At 59.5% G+C, this 16,495-nt stretch carries 16 protein-coding genes; 7 read left to right on the top strand and 9 right to left on the bottom strand.

Features of this window, described 5'->3' with window-relative positions:
* Both GSQ77_RS13350 and GSQ77_RS13345 read left to right on the top strand, forming a co-directional pair.
* Window positions 1–1,087: FUSC family protein (locus GSQ77_RS13350; protein ID WP_216854889.1), on the top strand; the 1,087-nt coding region annotated here is incomplete at its 5' end.
* Between the two features lie 101 nt (window positions 1,088–1,188).
* Entirely contained in the window at window positions 1,189–1,365 is a 177-nt protein-coding gene (locus GSQ77_RS13345) for a hypothetical protein (protein ID WP_158902779.1), read from the top strand.
* A gap of 71 nt (window positions 1,366–1,436) precedes the next feature.
* Here GSQ77_RS13345 and GSQ77_RS13340 read toward each other — a convergent pair whose 3' ends face one another.
* From GSQ77_RS13340 to GSQ77_RS13330, 3 genes are read right to left on the bottom strand one after another with little or no spacing between them, the layout of a single operon-like run.
* On the bottom strand, window positions 1,437–2,762 hold the full coding sequence (locus GSQ77_RS13340; protein ID WP_216854888.1) for an MFS transporter: 1,326 nt from the start codon (window positions 2,760–2,762) through the stop codon (window positions 1,437–1,439).
* Window positions 2,763–2,793: 31 nt separating this feature from the next.
* Window positions 2,794–3,738, bottom strand: coding sequence for a hydroxymethylglutaryl-CoA lyase (locus tag GSQ77_RS13335; protein ID WP_158902777.1), 945 nt, complete (start codon window positions 3,736–3,738; stop codon window positions 2,794–2,796).
* 13 nt (window positions 3,739–3,751) lie between these two features.
* On the bottom strand, window positions 3,752–4,951 hold the full coding sequence (locus GSQ77_RS13330; RefSeq protein ID WP_254067580.1) for a CaiB/BaiF CoA-transferase family protein: 1,200 nt from the start codon (window positions 4,949–4,951) through the stop codon (window positions 3,752–3,754).
* A gap of 170 nt (window positions 4,952–5,121) precedes the next feature.
* Here GSQ77_RS13330 and GSQ77_RS13325 point away from each other — a divergent pair, with 170 nt between their 5' ends.
* Window positions 5,122–6,057 carry a LysR family transcriptional regulator gene (locus GSQ77_RS13325; protein WP_158902775.1) on the top strand — a complete coding sequence of 312 codons (936 nt, stop codon included), beginning with the start codon at window positions 5,122–5,124 and terminating at the stop codon, window positions 6,055–6,057.
* Here GSQ77_RS13325 and GSQ77_RS13320 read toward each other — a convergent pair.
* Together GSQ77_RS13320 and GSQ77_RS13315 are read right to left on the bottom strand one after the other, a co-directional pair.
* Window positions 6,009–6,728: a pentapeptide repeat-containing protein gene (locus tag GSQ77_RS13320; protein ID WP_254067579.1), complete on the bottom strand. Its 720-nt coding sequence runs from the start codon at window positions 6,726–6,728 to the stop codon at window positions 6,009–6,011. The two genes, GSQ77_RS13325 and GSQ77_RS13320, sit on opposite strands and share 49 nt — an antisense overlap.
* Window positions 6,725–7,756, bottom strand: a complete 1,032-nt coding sequence (locus tag GSQ77_RS13315) for a histone deacetylase family protein (RefSeq protein ID WP_158902773.1) — start codon at window positions 7,754–7,756, stop codon at window positions 6,725–6,727. Before GSQ77_RS13315 ends, GSQ77_RS13320 begins: the two co-directional genes overlap by 4 nt.
* A gap of 118 nt (window positions 7,757–7,874) precedes the next feature.
* Here GSQ77_RS13315 and GSQ77_RS13310 point away from each other — a divergent pair, with 118 nt between their 5' ends.
* Both GSQ77_RS13310 and GSQ77_RS13305 read left to right on the top strand, forming a co-directional pair.
* A complete protein-coding gene (locus GSQ77_RS13310) occupies window positions 7,875–8,366 on the top strand; it encodes an Lrp/AsnC family transcriptional regulator (protein ID WP_158902771.1) in 492 nt (163 codons plus the stop codon).
* Between the two features lie 86 nt (window positions 8,367–8,452).
* Window positions 8,453–8,890: a carboxymuconolactone decarboxylase family protein gene (locus tag GSQ77_RS13305; RefSeq protein ID WP_158902769.1), complete on the top strand. Its 438-nt coding sequence runs from the start codon at window positions 8,453–8,455 to the stop codon at window positions 8,888–8,890.
* Between the two features lie 85 nt (window positions 8,891–8,975).
* Here the strand turns inward: GSQ77_RS13305 and GSQ77_RS13300 are convergent, their stop codons facing one another.
* Window positions 8,976–9,716 (bottom strand): GntR family transcriptional regulator, encoded by a 741-nt coding sequence (locus tag GSQ77_RS13300; RefSeq protein ID WP_158902767.1) that lies wholly within the window; start codon window positions 9,714–9,716, stop codon window positions 8,976–8,978.
* A gap of 246 nt (window positions 9,717–9,962) precedes the next feature.
* Here GSQ77_RS13300 and GSQ77_RS13295 point away from each other — a divergent pair, with 246 nt between their 5' ends.
* Window positions 9,963–11,375 carry an MFS transporter gene (locus GSQ77_RS13295; protein ID WP_158902765.1) on the top strand — a complete coding sequence of 471 codons (1,413 nt, stop codon included), beginning with the start codon at window positions 9,963–9,965 and terminating at the stop codon, window positions 11,373–11,375.
* A gap of 64 nt (window positions 11,376–11,439) precedes the next feature.
* Here GSQ77_RS13295 and GSQ77_RS13290 read toward each other — a convergent pair whose 3' ends face one another.
* Both GSQ77_RS13290 and GSQ77_RS13285 read right to left on the bottom strand, forming a co-directional pair.
* The gene (locus GSQ77_RS13290; RefSeq protein WP_158902763.1) at window positions 11,440–12,882 is read right to left on the bottom strand and encodes an MFS transporter; all 1,443 of its coding nucleotides are present in this window, start codon (window positions 12,880–12,882) and stop codon (window positions 11,440–11,442) included.
* Between the two features lie 182 nt (window positions 12,883–13,064).
* A complete protein-coding gene (locus tag GSQ77_RS13285) occupies window positions 13,065–13,808 on the bottom strand; it encodes an SDR family oxidoreductase (protein WP_158902761.1) in 744 nt (247 codons plus the stop codon).
* Between the two features lie 139 nt (window positions 13,809–13,947).
* On the opposite strand from GSQ77_RS13285, the gene GSQ77_RS13280 reads away from it, so the two are divergent.
* Complete coding sequence (locus GSQ77_RS13280; protein WP_158902759.1) at window positions 13,948–14,847, top strand: LysR family transcriptional regulator; 900 nt, start codon at window positions 13,948–13,950, stop codon at window positions 14,845–14,847.
* Here the strand turns inward: GSQ77_RS13280 and GSQ77_RS13275 are convergent.
* Window positions 14,837–16,138 carry a cation:dicarboxylase symporter family transporter gene (locus GSQ77_RS13275; RefSeq protein ID WP_158902757.1) on the bottom strand — a complete coding sequence of 434 codons (1,302 nt, stop codon included), beginning with the start codon at window positions 16,136–16,138 and terminating at the stop codon, window positions 14,837–14,839. The two genes, GSQ77_RS13280 and GSQ77_RS13275, sit on opposite strands and share 11 nt — an antisense overlap.
* Window positions 16,139–16,495 lie beyond the last annotated feature (357 nt).

The raw sequence follows: 16,495 nt of genomic DNA, 5'->3' as shown, positions 1-16,495 counted from the left end.
CATCGTCTGGCGCAGATTCTTGACGCTTGAATCGATCAAGCGTGTGTTGTCGGTCACGCTAAGCGTGGCCGTCGCGCATCTACTGGATTGCGACGACAAATGGTGGGTGGCCATCAGTGCCTTCATGGTCATGCGCAGCGGCTGGAGCGATTCCGTGCAGCGCGGTGTGCATCGAGTCGTGGGCACCGTGTGCGGTGCACTGCTCGGCTATTGGATTGCACCATGGTCCGCGGGCCATCCTCTCGGGTTCGTCGTGGTGCTGTGCGTGGCCACCTGGGCCGGCATGTTCGCGTCATTGATCTTCAGCTATGGCTACGCCTGGACACTCATGACGGTCACTTTCGTGATGATTTTCTTCGAAGGATTTCGTAGCACAACCCCTCTTTCACATTTCGCGATCTCGCGCGTCGTCGATGTCGCCGTTGGGACGCTCACGTGTGTCGCTGTCGCGGCAGTTTTCGATCCCGTCGTTCGAGGTTCTGTACGTCGGGCTCTTGGGCGTTCGACGGCATCTGCTGCTGCGGGTTTAGCGGCAGCACCCTCCATCGCACAAAACGCCGATCCACGCCTGGTCTCACCGCAGTACGCCGCGGGCGCCCTGCTTGCATCTCAGGCTGCGATTGCCGTGGTGATGTTATCGCTGCTCGCGATTTATCTGCGCCTGAGCATTTTCCCCCAGGCGATGGTCAGCGTAATCGCCGTCCTCATCGTGCCGTTGCAAGCAGCGCCTGATGCGATCACCAGCGCGGTAACCACGCGCATGATGCACCGCTTTCTAGGCTGTCTGCTGGCGGGCCTGTTGGCTTTTGCGCTGCTGCATATCGCCGGACCCTATCCGGGATGGAGCTTGGTCATGCTGGCGGGAGGCGTTTGGCTGGGATCGTATATACAGGCCGGCCCGCAAACCAGCTATATCGGCACCCAGTTCACCGTGGCCTTCATCATGGTGTTTGTTCAAGATCACCCTTGGGCCTCCGACCTCGGCCTAGCCTTCGAACGCCTGATGGGCATTATCGCGGGTATCGCCGTGCTCGCGCTCGTCATGTCGATTCCGCGTCTGCCTGCTCGATTCTTGCGGCGTCGATAAATGCCTGCGGTAGGCCTACCAAAGCAAACGGATGTAACTCTTACCGTCAATCGTTGTCTATACCTCATACATCGACAACGAAGAACTTTAAGGGGAAGCCCATGACCTACACGATTACCAATATCATCACTGGCACGGTACTGGGTTCTTTCGAGGCCTCGTCCGAGGCTGAAGCGCTGGAGTTGATGGCGCAGGCTTCGGGGTACGTGTCGTATGCGGCGATGTGCGAACAAATTCCAGCGGGTTCGGGCGAGATCGAGGTGGCGCCCCAAGCCTGAGGGTTGGAGCACGCGGGCCGTCCGCGGGTTATCGATCCGCCGTGTTATTGATCTCGGCCCGCGCCTCCCGCTCAATCAGAAACGCGGTCGCGCCCTCGCAAGGTCTTGGGTAATGCAAAGAACACAATGGCGGCGCAGATGACGCACAGCACGCCGATCGCATACACCGCTGGCGTGGTGCTGCCTGTGACATCGTGGATCTTGCCCACCATATAAGGGCTGATCACGCCGCCGAGCTGGCCCAGTGAGTTGACCAATGCGATACCACCTGCGGCACCCGCACCGGTCAGGAAACGCGCCGGCAACGTCCAGAACATGGGGATAGACACCATCACCCCCGCGCCTGCGGCCGTGAGCGAGACGACCAACGCAACGGTCGAGTGTTCGAATATGCCCGCCCCGACAAAACCTGCGCCGGCGAGCAACATCAGGCCGCCCAGGAATGCACGCCGCTCGCCCGTGCGGTCCGACAGCCGACCCACCACCACCATCCCGATAGCCGCAGCCAGATAGGGAATCGCGGTAATCAGCCCGATATGGACAGGATTGGTAGCGCCCGACATCTTGATCAGGTGTGGCATCCAGAAGTTCAGGCCGTACGAGCCGATCTGCACCAGCAGGTACACTAGTGCAAGTGCAAGCAGCGCGGGGCTTTTGAACGCGCTGAGCAGCGTATGGCTGGCGATATGGCGGGTGTCGTTGTCGAGCTGCCTGACGATCATGGCCTTTTCCTGATCGTTTAGCCAACGCGCGTCGCGTACATTGTCTTCAAGATAGAAGAACACCACGATGCCCAGCAACACGCAGGGCAAGCCGCCCGCGAGAAATAGCCAGTGCCAGGCGCTGATGCCTGCAACCCCATCCATGTGAGCGAGAATCAGGCCGGACGCCGGCGCACCGAGCACCCCGGCAAAGGCAATCGACAGGAAGAACAACCCATGGATACGGCCACGAAAACTCGCCGGAAACCACTGGGTAAAATAGTAAAGCACCCCGGGGGCAAAGCCCGCTTCCAGCGCCCCGATCAAAAAGCGCAGCAGGTAAAAGGCCCCCACGCTATGCACGAACATCATGGCGGCCGTGGCGATACCCCAGGTCACCATGATGCGAGCGATCCATTTGCGCGCGCCGAATTTGTGCAGCAGCAAATTGCTGGGCACTTCGAACAACACATAGCCGATGAAAAAGATGCTGGCGCCCAGACCATAGACCGTATCGCTGAAACCGAGGTCGCTCTGGATCTGAAATTTGGCGAAGCTGATATTAATCCGGTCGAAGTACGCGAACAGGTAACAAATGATGATCAGCGGTATCAGGCGCCACGCTATCTTGCGCAACACCTGCGATTCCGTGAGGGTCTGAGCGGCAGGCGCATAGGCTTGGGCGTGAGTATCCAATTGTGTCTCCTCGAATTATTTTTTATAGGTGTTACGCGCACAGCACACCAGCAGGTACCGGGTGGGTATCCTGGCTGGTGCCGGCTTTGATGATTTGCCCTGGAACGTCGTGACCGACGATGGCTGGCAACTGCCGAGCCACTGCCAGCAAGCGCGCGAGATCGACGCCGGTGTCGATGCCGCAGGCCTGCAGCATGTGCACCGTATCTTCGGTACAAATATTGCCGGTCGCACCCGGTGCGAATGGACAACCGCCGAGGCCACCCAACGACGCGTCGAAGCTCGTGGCGCCGGCTTGAAGTCCGGCCATCACATTGGCCAGTCCCATACCGCGCGTGTTATGAAAATGCAGCGTCAACGCAACGTCAGGAAACGCCGCGATGAATGCCTGCGTCAGCGCATAAACTCGCGACGGCGCCGCCATTCCGGTGGTGTCGGCCAGTGTGATCGAAGTAATCCCCATCTCACGCAACTCGGTCGCAACGCTGAGCACAGCCTGCTCGCTTTGCGCGCCCTCGAACGGACAACCGAACGCCGTTGCGATCGTCGCATGCGCTTTGAGGGCGCTACCCGCGAGCAAGTCCATCACGTTCCTGAAGCGTTGCAGCGATTGCGCCGGCTCCATGCGCATGTTCGCCAGGTTGTGCGTCTTGCTGACCGAGAGCACCAGATTCGCTTCATCGAGCCCGCATGCCAATGCGCGTTCAGCGCCACGTTCATTGGGCACCAGTGCCACATAGGTGACGCCGGCCACCCGCTCGATGCCGCGCGCTACCGCTTCGGCATCGCGCAGGTTGGGAATCGCCTTGGGCGAAACAAAGGACGTGATCTCGATCTTCTTGAGGCCGGTATGCGAGAGCTGATCGATGAGGCGAATTTTTTCTTCCGTCGGGATGAAATTCGCTTCGATCTGGAAACCATCACGCACCGCCACGTCGTTGATGAAGACACGCTGTCCCTGCGGGGAAAAGAGCATGTTTAAACTCCGGTTAAATTACGCTGCGTTCGCGCAGCGCGGCGATTCTTTCCTGTGCGTAGCCCAGCGAAGCCAGGATCTCGTCGGTATGCTGACCCAGCGCCGGCCCTGGCGTGAGTGTTGCGCCCGGCGTGGCGCTAAGCTTGGGCACGATGCCCGGGAAATCGACAGGCGTGCCATCATCGAGCGCCACGCGCTCTATCATTTCGCGGGCCTTATATTGCGGGTCCTCGACGATGTCTTGAGCGGTATAGATCTTTCCCGAGGGCACGTCGGCCTTTTCCAGCACTGCCAGGATGTGCTCGCGCGAGTGCTGGCGCGTCCAGTTGCCGATCGCGTCGTCCAGCATTGTGTTGTGCGTAACACGACCGTCGTTGTGGGCCAGACGCGGATCGTCGGCCAGGTCGGGCCGATCGATCGCCAGCATCAAACGCTTGAAGATGCCGTCGCCATTGCCGGCGATGATGACGTATTGCCCGTCGCCGCTCGGGTAAGTGTTGGATGGAGAAATGCCAGGCAGGCTTGCCCCGCTTCGTTCTCGCACATGCTGGAACAGCGAGTACTCAGGGATCAGGCTTTCCATGACCGCAAATACCGATTCATACAGCGCAACGTCAATAAATTGGCCGCGCCCGCGATTCTGGTTCAGGTGGTGCATGGCCATCAACGCGCCGATCACGCCGTAGAGCGAAGCCAGCGTGTCGCCGATACTTACCCCCGAACGCACCGGCGGCCGATCCGGGTAGCCCGATACATAGCGCAGCCCACCCATCGATTCGGCAATCGCGGCAAAACCGGGCCGATCGCTGTAGGGGCCAGTCTGGCCGTAGCCGGAAATACGCACCATGACAAGCGCCGGATTGATGACCGACAGATGCTCCCAACCCAGCCCCCACCCTTCGAGCGTGCCGGGACGAAAGTTCTCGATCACGATGTCCGCGTGCTTGACGAGATCCTTGACGATGTCCTGTCCCTCCTGCGACTTCAGGTTGACGGTCAACGACTTCTTGTTGCGACTCTGCGAGTACCACCATAAGGACGTGCCGTTGTGCAATTTGCGCCATTTGCGCAGCGGATCGCCGATTCCCGGCGACTCCACTTTGATGACTTCGGCACCAAATTGCGCAAGCAGCGCGCCGGCGTAGGGACCGGCAATCAGGGTGCCCAACTCGACGACCTTGACGCCCTTGAGGGGCAATTCCTGTGTAGACAAAACCTGTCTCCCGATACTGAGTTTGTATTAGCTATTGAGTTGCAGCGGAACCATCGCGTGAGTGCGTGGCGCTGGCGTAATTGCAGAATGGCGGGTGCACAAAATGGTGTAAAGCCGTAAGATACGATCCTGCCATCGCGTTCTGCGATGGCTGCTGCAAGGGATACCGAATGAAACTGGACCCCGTCTCGCTGAAGCTCTTCGTCGCCGTGATCGAGGAAGGCTCGATCGCCGATGCGGCTGCGCGCGAGTACCTCGCGACCTCAGCCGTGAGCAAACGCATCAGTGAGCTGGAAGCGGCACTGAACGTGAGCCTGATCAGCCGCAGCAACCGTGGCATAGCGCCTACTGCAGCGGGCTATGCGCTGGTCGGGATGGCGCGCGGCGTACTGCAGGATCTCGACGAAATAGCGCTACAGATGCGCAGCTACGCGGCTGGCACGCGCGGCCATGTACGCATCTTTGCCAATATATCGGCCATTACGCAGTTCCTGCCCAACGAAATCGAATCGTTCCTGGCCGTGCATCCCCAAGTGGAAGTACGGCTGGAAGAACGTATCAGTTCAGCGATCGTGAAGGCCGTGGCCGAGAACACCGCCGATGTGGGACTGATCGCGGTCGGCGATTACGGTCAAGAGGTGGAGTACCTGCCCTATCATCAGGATAATCTGATGGTCGTGGTGCCGAGCGGTCACGCGTTGGCGAAGAAACGCACGATCCGATTCGAGGAAGCGTTGCAGTATGAATTCGTGGGAGCCCACACCGGCAGCGCGATCAACAACGCGCTCGGGCGCGCCGCTTCCGAAGCGGGCTTGCCGCTGAGAATGCGCATCCAAGTCACCAGCTACGATGCGCTATGCCTGATGGTGGCGGCGGGGTTGGGGATCGGCGTGCTGCCGCGCCAAAGCGCGAGCCTGTATCTGAAGGCGCTCAAGCTGCGCGGCATTACGTTGGCTGAACCGTGGGCCAAGCGGGAACTGGCGATCTGCGTGCGCGCGTACGCTTCGTTGCCGGTCGCGGCGCGCCTGCTGGTGGAGCATCTGCGGGCTGGACACCTTCAAGCCACCGTCAATCCCAGTTCCCCCAGCAGTTCCGCGGCTTGCTGATGAGAGATCGTGGCGCCGCGGAACAGCTTGGCATCGAGCAACTTGAGACCGCCGATATCGGCGTCACGCAGGTCCGCGCCGTCGAAACGCGCCGACTTCAAGTGGGCATCGCGCAGACTGCCGCCTTCGAAAACCGTTTCGCGAAAATCGCATCCCGACAGGTCCGCGTCGGAAAAATCGAGCTGCTGCAGGCGCATCTTGCGAAACGACATCTTGCGCAGATCGGCACCTACGAGCAGCGTGTCCTCGAACGATAGCGCGAGGTATGCCGCCTCTTCAAAGCTTGCGCCGGTGAGCTTGCACCCTTTGTATGAAGCGCAGGCCAGTTTGGCCCGTCGCCAGTTCGTGTTGTTCAGGTCGCAGCGCTCGAACTGCGCATCGATCAGCTCAGCGGCCTCGAAGTTGGCTTGACGGCCTCGGCAGCGTGTCCAGATACTTTGCGACAAAATCGCTGCATACCATGTGGTTTCCGGGAACGTGCAGTTCCTGAATTCGAACCCACGCATGTCGAGCCGCGACAGGTCCTCCCCCTCGAAATCGCATCCTTCGAAAACGAGCGGCTTGCCCGCCTGGGTCGCATTGGTAATCAGCGCGCTCATCTGCTTGCGCGAGATCGTCTCGTCGAGCACATCGGCGCGAGCCGGTGCCATCGTATCGTTTGTGTTCGTCATTGGCGCCCTTCGTAACCGAGCAATACGTTGACAGCATTGATGCCGATTTCCTCGACCATGTACCCGCCTTCCATCACAAACAGGCTAGGCACCCCAATCGCCGCAATCGCCGAGCCTATGCGCGCAAAATCACCGCTTTCGAGCTTGAAGTGGCTGATCGGATCGTCCTTGAACGTGTCCACGCCTAGCGATACGACAAGAGTATCGGGCCCGTACGACCGAATTCGCTGGCACGCTTGCGCGAGCGCCGCGCCGTAGACATCCCACGCGGTGCCTTGGGGTAAGGGGAAATTCAGGTTGAAACCGAGACCGGCTCCCGCGCCCTGCTCGTCCGCATGGCCCGAGAAAAACGGATAAGAGACGGTGGGCTCCCCATGCAACGAAACGAACAGCACATCGGATCGCTCATAAAAGATGTCCTGCGTCCCGTTGCCGTGATGAAAATCGACGTCCAGCACCGCGACGCGTTTGGCGCCGCCGTCGATGCACCGCTGTGCCGCAATCGCCGCATTGTTCAAATAACAATAGCCGCCCATGGTTTCGCGCGCCGCGTGATGGCCCGGCGGCCGGCACAGCGCAAATACGCCGCGCGCGCCTGCGGCCAATGCGTCCATACCGGTTAGCGCCACGTCGGCGCTGCCTCTCACGGCGTCCCAGGTGCCCGCTGCGATCGGTGCGCCGGCATCCATGGCATAAAAACCGAGCTTCCCATCTATCGAAAACGGCTCTATATCGTCGCGTAGTCCACGGACTGGCCACACGAGCGGCAGTGCATCATGCTTCCTACCTGTATCTGCCCAAGCCGTCCAGGCAGTCTCGAGGAAGCGGACATACCGCTCGCTATGCGCTTTGACGTAGCTGGATCTTTCGTGTTCGGCGGGGGCGATCACCGCGCCAAGCACACTCGTATGAACCCGAGCTAGAACCGTATCGGCACGGCTCGGACTCTCGAATGACGGCGTCAATGCGCCGTCCTTTAGCTCGATGCCGTGATGTAAGCGGTGGCCCGGGTTAAATACAGTAAGCATAAGTTTGTCAGTGGCAAGAACAGCCTCCAGTCTACTCACCGCACCCGAAATTGCTTTGCTTTTTTGTCAGCTTGCTGGCTCCTATCATTGCGCACAAATCGTTTAAATATATCTAAATATGGGAACGAACAAACTAAATTCTGGAATAGATGCAACAGATCGAGAGATGTTGCGCCTTCTCCAGGAAGATGGCGCCCTATCGAATGCCGCGCTCGCCGAGACTCTGGCATTGAGCGTTACGCCGTGCTGGCGTAGGCGCAAGCGCTTGCAGGATCAAGGACTCATCAAGGACTATCAGGCCAACCTGGACCGGCGCATGCTGGGCTTCGACGTCCTCGCCTTCGTGCACGTGCGCTTCGGCGCGCATACGGACGCCACGCCGGACCGTTTCGAGCAGGTGGTGCGCGATTTGCCTGAAGTGCTCTCATGCCATAAGATCACCGGCGACGCGGACTACCTGTTGCAAGTGCTGGCCATCGACCTCGACTCGTACGGCGAGTTTGTCGAGCAGGTTTTGCGCAAGCTGCCGGGTATACTCTCGATTCAGTCAAGTTTGGCCTTGCGCGAAGTCAAGGCGACCAGCCGAATTCCGTTGCCGGATGCGCGTTAATGTCTATGTTTTAAATCCGCTACGGGGACTATGCTTCGGACTATCTACTTTTTTGTTAGCCCGAAGTGCACTTGAAGGAGCTCGATATGGAACCGCGTCTCGACTTTTACAAGGCTAGTCCGTCCGCTATCAAAGCCCTGCTTGGGCTGGAAGATCAAATTGCCAAATCCGGGGTAGAAAAGCCTCTCGCTGAGTTGGTACGCCTGCGTGCCTCGCAAATCAACAGCTGTGCCTATTGCGTGGACATGCACACCGCCGATGCGCGCAAGGCTGGCGAAACGGACCGGCGCCTCGCAACCGTATCGGTATGGCGCGAAACCCCCTTCTTCACTGACCGTGAACGCGCAGCGCTCGATTGGACCGAGTCCGTCACGCTGGTTTCGGTTGACCAGGTGCCGGACAGGGTATGGAACGCGGTCAGGCCGCACTTCACTGACGAAGAGCTGGTCAATTTGACCTTGCTGGTCGCGGCGATCAATAGTTGGAATCGCTTTGCGATCGCCTTCAGGAAGATGCCTGTTTGAGGAGTTTGGGTCAGCGTGGTAGCCCAAGCATCCTGACACAGCCAAACGCCTCGATGGTCACATCGTAAGAAATGCCCGCCGGGTATCAGCGCGTCGGCTTTCCCCAAGCCAGTTCGATTGCCTGCAATGCGCTCAATACGATGGAACGATTCAACGCTGCGGCCAGCACGCCATCCCCTTCCGCGTAAGCCTCGCACAAGCGTTCGTGATCCGCGCAAGACTTGGCAAGACGCCCCGGCAGCGAAGTGCTCAAGTGGCGCAGTCGATTGGTACGCAGCCGCATCGAATCCAGCACTTCCTTGTATATACCGTTGCGGCTTACGCGCAGCTCTTCGTCGCGAAACGCGACGTTCGCCCAGAAGTAACCGTCCACGTCCTTGCATGCTGCCGCATCGGCCAAGCGCTTGTGCGCGCGCCACAAGGCGTCGATGTCGTCGGCAGTCGCACGCTCGACGATCGCCATCGACACCTGTGCATATAAGATTGCACGCAGTTGATACAACTCCTGCGCTTCCTTCAGCTCCATCGCCGAGACACGCGGGCGCCGGCGCGGCGACCAGTCCACCAGACCCTCATGGCTGAGCACAAACAAGGCCTCGCGCACCGGCGTACGGCTCACGTTGAAGCGCTTGGCTAGATCGACCGAATTCAGGTCGTCTCCGGCTTCGAGCCGGCCCTCGATAATGCCGCGCGCCACCCAGTCGACGATTGCCTCGACCGCCGACAAATCGCTGTCCTCTCCAACGCTGCCAACGCTGCCAACGCTGCCAACGCCGCCAGCGTCACCCACAGCGCCGAGGCTGCGCTCATCGAACTGCTCGCTCATATTTGTCCTTGAACACGAACCCGACAGTGACGGGTATGGGCACGCATTTTATCAAAGGGCGCGCAATGCGAAGACGCCCCTCGCGCCGCGCACTGGCCACCAAAGCGGGCCAGACTAATCATGCCACCAAAATGTGTACACTTATACCTACGTTAACTTTCAAAACGACCGTATACACCATAAAATAACACCAAGTGTCGACATATAGAATGCGCGGCCAGGGTTTCACCAAACAGAGGAGACGGGATGTACGTGGAAAAAGTATTGCCTATGGCGCAGTCGGTAGAGCCATCGGTGTCGGCGCGGCTGGACCGCTTGCCGCCGACGCGCTATTTCAAGGGATTGGTCGCGCGCATCGCAACCGGGGGGTGGTTCGAGTTCTACGAAATGTTCATGGCGGCCTATGTCGCGCTGGGTCTGATCAGTAGCGGTCTATACCGCGCAACCACCACAGGCCTGTTCGACGTGAACGGCTTTGCGAGTTTCCTGGGCTCATTTTTCGGTGGCATGTTCGTCGGCACCGTGGCACTCGGCGGCTTTACCGATCGCTTCGGTCGGCGCTCGGTGTTTACAGCGGCGATGCTGATCTACTCGGTCGCGACCTTCGTAGCCGCGTTCCAAACGACCCCGGAATCGCTGGATCTCTGGCGTTTCTTCGCCGGCGTGGGTATTGGCGTTCAGCTCATTACCGTCGATACGTATATCTCGGAGCTGACACCGAACCGCTCACGCGGGCGCTACATGGCATTCAGCATGTTGGTGATCCTGACCTCTGTGCCTGTGGTCGCCGTGTTGTCGTATCTGCTCGTGCCGCATCAGATCCTAGGCCTGGACGGTTGGCGCTGGGTCATGATCATCGGTTCGGCCGGCGCCATACTGATTTGGTTCTTGCGCCGTGGTTTGCCCGAATCGCCACGATGGCTGGAAAGCAAAGGCCGTGTCGAGGAAGCACGCGCCATCGTTGCCGAGATCGAAGCGCGCGTGATGGCTGAGACGGGACGCCCGCTGCCCGAGCCGGAAGTCACTCAGGCAGACCCGCGCGAACACGTTCAAGGGTCGTGGTGGGAAATGTGGAAGGCCCCCTATCTGAGCCGTACTGTAATGCTCTCGGTTTTCAATTTCTGCCAGACGTTCGGCGTATACGGTTTTGGCGCCTGGGTGCCGGTTCTGCTGTTCACCAAGGGCATTACGCTGACACACTCACTGCTTTACACCATGGTGATCGCGTTCGCCACGCCGTTGGGTGCGGTCGGCGCCATGATCTGCGCGGAGCGGTTCGAGCGCAAATGGCAGTTGGTGGGTTGCGCAATCGTAGTGGCCGCGGCCGGTCTGATGTTCGGGCAAGTGCGTGAACCTGCACTGATTCTCGTGTTCGGTAGCCTGGTCACGATTGCCAACAACTGGCTGATCGGCATTTTCCACACGTACCAGGCCGAGCTTTATCCCACTCGCATCCGTGCCCGCGCGGTCGGCTTTGTGTTTAGCTGGAGCCGCGTCAGTTCCATTTTTGTCGGCTTCTGGGTGGCCGCGTTGCTGAAGCATTCGGGTGTGCCCGCTGTCTTCGTGCTGATTTCTTCTGCCATGCTCGTTATCGTCGTCATGGTCGGTGTGATGGGTCCGAAGAGCAACGGCGTGCGGCTCGAACATCTGTCGAAGTAAGCTAGGGCCACAACCTGGGGTGTGGCAATCGAGGTACAGCGATACGGTAACGCCACCGTATCGCTCAATTTCTGCTTTGCCGGCTGGCCTGCCCTCCGAGGCTTTGCCCGGCATCGCCGGCCATGCGCACATAGCCGAACATCGACATCAACGTCAGAACACCAGCGAACAGAAATGCGAGTCGGAAATCCGACAGCGTGAAATGCAAACCATCGTGCTGGTTCGTTCCCCCGTTCAAGAACGCGCCCGCTCGCAGCGAAACGGCGCCGAACGCAATGCCCAACCCGATCGTCATCTGCGCGGCCGAACTCCATAAGGTGCTCGCCCCGTTCATCTGCGCGGGCTCGACGTCCGCATAGGCCAGCGTGGCCAACGTGCTGAATTGCATCGAGCGTGCGAGGCCATAGACGAACACCACGATCAACACCCAGGCGAGCGGCGACTGCGGCGTCAACATCCCGCATGCGACGATAGCCGCGAATGCGACGGCCACGTCCACAATGGAAACCCGCTTGAAGCCGAAGCGCCGCAAAATGCGCGTGGTCAGCGCCTTCATGCCGAAGTTGCCGACCGCGCTGGCCAGCAGCAACAAACCCGACTTGAACGCAGACAGGCCGAAGCCGATCTGGAACAGCAGCGGCATCAGATACGGCACCGCGCCGATGCCGATACGCGTGAGCGAACCCGTCACCACCGTTACGGAAAATGTCGGGATCTTCAGCGTCGAGAAATCGATCAACGGATGCGCGTGCGATTTCGAGTGACGTAGTGTGAGCCATCCGAACACAAAACCGGCGCCCATGATCGCAACCGCAATCCAGGGATCCGAGTTGGGTTGACTCGCGAGTTCGGCGCCGTACAGCATCGCCGTCAACGCCACACCGCTGAGCACCAAGCCGACCACATCGAGCGGCTTGCGCTTGGTGCCGCGAAGGTTGGGTGCAAAGGCCGCCACCGCCACCAACGCCGCGATGCCCATCGGCACGTTGAGCAGGAAGATCCAGCGCCACGAAGCATAGGTCGTGATGAAGCCGCCGATCGGCGGCCCCACCACAGGCGCGGCGATTCCCGGCCAGGTGATGGTCGAAATCGCCTGCATCAAGCGGCTCTTTTCCGTCGTGCCCACCACAATCAGCCGGCCCACCGGCACCATCATCGCGCCACCCACGCCTTGCAGCAGGCGCGCGGCGGTGAATTCACCCACGGTGTTCGACAAGCCGCACAGCATCGACGCCAAAGTAAACACAATGATCGCGCTGAAAAATACGGTGCGCGAGCCGAAGCGATCCGCCGCCCACCCGCTGACCGGGATGAAGATGGCCAGCGCGAGCATATAGATGGTCATGCCGAAGCTCAGCGCATTCGCACCCACCCCGAACGTGTGCGCCATCTGCGGCAGTGCCGTTGCAATCACCGTGGTGTCGAGATACTCCATAAAGAAGGTGCCCGCGACGACATACGGCAATACGCGTAGGTGCGAAGCGGAACCGTCGTTCGACTGTTGCATGGGCTGGGATCGAGGCTCTGTCAGGGAGGAAGTCTGGCGAATTGTGCCACAGCCCTCGCCCTTAACCGCTTCCTTTGCCCCCCTTTGACTGCGCCCTTCGATCGCTCTCTTCGGCCACTCCCCTTCACCACTCTCTTTGACCGCCCACCTCACCGGCTCTGTCTCCAGGTCAGAAAGAGGACTTAGGCTATGCCACCATTCGCACGCAAGATCTGGCCGTTGATCCAGCCGGCATCGGCGCTCACGAGCAGCGACACGACCGATGCGATATCGTCGGGTTGGCCGAGCCGTTGCAACGGCGGCATTTTTGCAAAGGTCTGGATCTGCTCTTCAGTCTTTCCATCGAGGAACAGCGAGGTGGCGATCGGGCCCGGGGCAACGGCGTTCACGGTGATGTTGCGCCCGCGCAGCTCCTTCGCGAACACATGAGTGAACGCTTCGACCGCTGCCTTGGTAGCGTTATAGACTGCATAACCCGGCATATTCAAACCCAGCGTGGTGCTGGAAAAATTCACGATGCGCCCGCCTTCGTTCAAGCGTGTTGCCGCTTCGCGCAATGTGTTGAACGTGCCACGAACGTTGACATCGAAGGTCTGGTCGTAAAGCGCATCGCTGGTTTGCGCGAGCGGCACGGTTTTAAGCACGCCGGCGTTGTTGACCAGGACATCCACTTTGCCGAGTTGTTGCTCGGTCGCGTCGAACATCGCGCGCACCTCGTCAGCCTTCGCAATGTCGGCCTTCACCGCGATGGCAGTGTGGCCCCCGGCCTTCAATTCGGCGGCGAGCTTATCGGCTTCAGTCGAACTCGTCGCGTAGTTGATGACGACGGCGAAGCCGTCATGGGCGAGGCGCCGCGCGACCGCTGCGCCGATGCCGCGCGAAGCGCCGGTGATTATCGCGACTTGCTTGGTGTTGATCGTGGTCATGATTTCTTCCTCACAGTGGAGTGGCTAACGGGCTAAATGATGAGAGGTCCATGATGAATCATTCCAAAAAGTAGATAATTATCTTAAAATTGTTATGTTAGTTCCATATACATTAACAATCAGCCTCGGGCGCCAGATCATGGATCGCATTCAGGAAATGCAAATTTTTGTCCGCATCTTGGAGCGGCGCAGTTTTACGCAAGCCGCGGAAGACTTGCAGATCCCACGCGCGACGGTGACCAATGCCATGAAACGCATGGAGCAACGGTTGGGCACACGTCTGCTCGAGCGCACCACGCGCCAGGTCCGGCCGACGCATGACGGCGATGCCCATTACCGCCGTTGCGTGCGCCTGCTGGCGGATATCGAAGAAGCCGAAAATTCGTTTCGCGACGTAGCGCCCAAGGGTTTGTTGCGAGTCAATTTGCAAGGCACGCTGGCACGGCACTTCGTGATGCCGGCGTTACCGGGTTTTCTCTCCCAGTATCCGGGACTCGAACTGCAAATCGGCGAAGATGATCGATTGGTCGATCTGGTGCGCGAAGGGGTCGATTGCGTGTTACGAGCCGGTACGCTGCAGGACTCATCGATGGTGGGACGGCGTGTCGCGCAGCTCCCGCAGGTGAGCTGCGCCAGTCCGGACTATTTGGCGAAATATGGCGAGCCGCTGAGTATCGACGGCTTGTCGACACATCGAGCGGTCAACTATCTGTCGAGCGCGACGGGCAAGGCGGTGCCGCTCGAATTCATGGTGCCGGGCTCCGCCACGGCGACCCATGTGCAACCCGACGCAATCGTGTCAGTAACCGGCGCGGATCTCTATACCGCAGCGGCCATCGCGGGCTTGGGCATCGTTCAAGTGCCGCGCTATCGAGTGGTCGACGAGCTCGCGAGCGGACGGTTGAAAATGATATTGCCGGATATGCCGCCCCCGCCGCTGCCGGTATCCGTACTCTATTTGCAAAATCGACAGCTTTCGGCGCGTGTGCGCGTTTTTACGCAGTGGCTCAGAATCATCTTCGAGACGGCTAACGTGTAGGCTGAGCGTCGCGCGCTGAATGCTCTTTCGAGTCCCGCTTTGAATCGCGCTTTGAATCCAGATACGCGCCCAGTTTCGCGGTATCGAGTGTGCCTTCCCATTTCGACATCGCGAACACAGCCACCGTGTTGCCTACCATGTTGGTCAACGCGGTCGCGGTCGCCATCAGCCGATCGATGCCGAACAGCAAGCCCAAGCCGCCCAGCGGCAACGCGCGCACCGACTCCATGGTTGCGGCCAGTTTGATGAAAGCGCCCCCGGCCACGGTCGTGCCACCTTTGGACGTGAGGCTCAGCACGCCGAGCAGGCCGAGTTGCTGCCACAGCGAGAATGGCGTATCGGTAGCCTGCGCGATAAAGCCGACCGACATCGCCATGTAGATGCTGGTGCCGTCGAGATTGAAGCTATAGCCGGCGGGCAGCACGAAACCGACAACCATCTCGTCGCATCCGGCTTCCTGCAGCTTTTGCACCAGCCGCGGAAAAGCCACTTCGCCCGACGCGGTTCCGAACACCAGCAATAGCTCTTCGCGAATCAAGCGCAACACGGCCAGCGGAGAAATGCCGCAGAACATGAGAATGCCGCCCAGCACTACTACCACGAATAGGATCGAACCCACCCAATACAGCACGACCAATTTCATCAGGTACAGCAGGGTCACGCCGCCATAGTTGCCCACCGCTGCGGCCATGGCGCCGAACGCGCCGATCGGTGCAAGCTTCATGACAAAGCCGAGGATCCTGAACACGACCCGTTGACCTTCGTCGATACCGCGCAGGAGCACCGAGTCACGCCCGACGGCGAGATTGAGCGCGATACCGGTCAGGATCGCGATCAGCAATACCTGAAGGATATCGCCTGTCGCGAACGCGCCGACGATCGTATGCGGGATGATGCCGAGCAGGAAATCGATCACGGTGAGATGCGCGGCCGTGGCCGCGACTTGTGCGATTTTCGCGGTGCTCTCCAGATTGACCGCATGGAGTCCGACGCCGGGTTTGAACACGTTCACCAGCACCAGTCCGAAGCCGAGCCCAATTGTGCTGACCACTTCAAAATAGAGCAGCGTGCGGACACCAAGGCGCCCCAGCCGCTTCAGGTCCTGCGCGTGCGAGAGCCCATGCACGACCGTAAAAAACACGATCGGGGCGAGCAACATGCGCAGCAAAGCGATAAAGCCATCGCCGAGCGGTTTCATCGCGAGCGCCGTCGACGGCGCAGTAAGGCCCAGCGCCACCGCGGCGATCAGCGCGATCAAAACCTGAATATGGAGTTTTTTTAGTTGTGCCATGGATGTCTCCTTTTTTTGTTTTTTTATCCGCCGCGCCGATATGAGGCGTGACTCCCCATTCACCGTTTTGTCTCCTGTGCCCCACTTTGCACTCACGGCGAAATATTGACCAAAGCTTTTTCACGATAGCAAGTCATGCCAAAAAAGCATGGTCGGCGATAACAACAGGCCATGGCGAGGATGGGCCACTGTGTGGGAGAGGCGTGATCCCCCGTGACCCATATTTTTATAATATGGACGAGCTCTTAATCAAGTATTTTACATTTAGCAGAGTTGGACCTACGATTCTGCTCATCACAAAATAATTAGATGAAGGAGACCGAGGTGATCACATTTTGCGCAAGGGCTAACACGCTG

The sequence above is a fragment of the Burkholderia sp. L27(2015) genome (assembly GCF_009765705.1).
In the GTDB taxonomy this organism is placed as follows: Bacteria; Pseudomonadota; Gammaproteobacteria; order Burkholderiales; family Burkholderiaceae; genus LMUX01.
The sequence above is the reverse complement of the archived record's forward strand: the minus strand, read 5'-3'. Positions and strand labels throughout refer to the sequence as shown.

Bases quoted from the DNA above. Each gene is read 5' to 3' on its own strand.
- GSQ77_RS13310 (WP_158902771.1), top strand. From the start codon at position 7,875: ATGGGAACGAACAAACTAAATTCTGGAATAGATGCAACAGATCGAGAG.
- GSQ77_RS13285 (WP_158902761.1), bottom strand. From the start codon at position 13,808: ATGACCACGATCAACACCAAGCAAGTCGCGATAATCACCGGCGCTTCG.
- GSQ77_RS13290 (WP_158902763.1), bottom strand. From the start codon at position 12,882: ATGCAACAGTCGAACGACGGTTCCGCTTCGCACCTACGCGTATTGCCG.
- GSQ77_RS13320 (WP_254067579.1), bottom strand. From the start codon at position 6,728: ATGACGAACACAAACGATACGATGGCACCGGCTCGCGCCGATGTGCTC.
- GSQ77_RS13325 (WP_158902775.1), top strand. From the start codon at position 5,122: ATGAAACTGGACCCCGTCTCGCTGAAGCTCTTCGTCGCCGTGATCGAG.
- GSQ77_RS13345 (WP_158902779.1), top strand. From the start codon at position 1,189: ATGACCTACACGATTACCAATATCATCACTGGCACGGTACTGGGTTCT.
- GSQ77_RS13315 (WP_158902773.1), bottom strand. From the start codon at position 7,756: ATGCTTACTGTATTTAACCCGGGCCACCGCTTACATCACGGCATCGAG.
- GSQ77_RS13305 (WP_158902769.1), top strand. From the start codon at position 8,453: ATGGAACCGCGTCTCGACTTTTACAAGGCTAGTCCGTCCGCTATCAAA.
- GSQ77_RS13275 (WP_158902757.1), bottom strand. From the start codon at position 16,138: ATGGCACAACTAAAAAAACTCCATATTCAGGTTTTGATCGCGCTGATC.
- GSQ77_RS13300 (WP_158902767.1), bottom strand. From the start codon at position 9,716: ATGAGCGAGCAGTTCGATGAGCGCAGCCTCGGCGCTGTGGGTGACGCT.
- GSQ77_RS13295 (WP_158902765.1), top strand. From the start codon at position 9,963: ATGTACGTGGAAAAAGTATTGCCTATGGCGCAGTCGGTAGAGCCATCG.
- GSQ77_RS13280 (WP_158902759.1), top strand. From the start codon at position 13,948: ATGGATCGCATTCAGGAAATGCAAATTTTTGTCCGCATCTTGGAGCGG.
- GSQ77_RS13335 (WP_158902777.1), bottom strand. From the start codon at position 3,738: ATGCTCTTTTCCCCGCAGGGACAGCGTGTCTTCATCAACGACGTGGCG.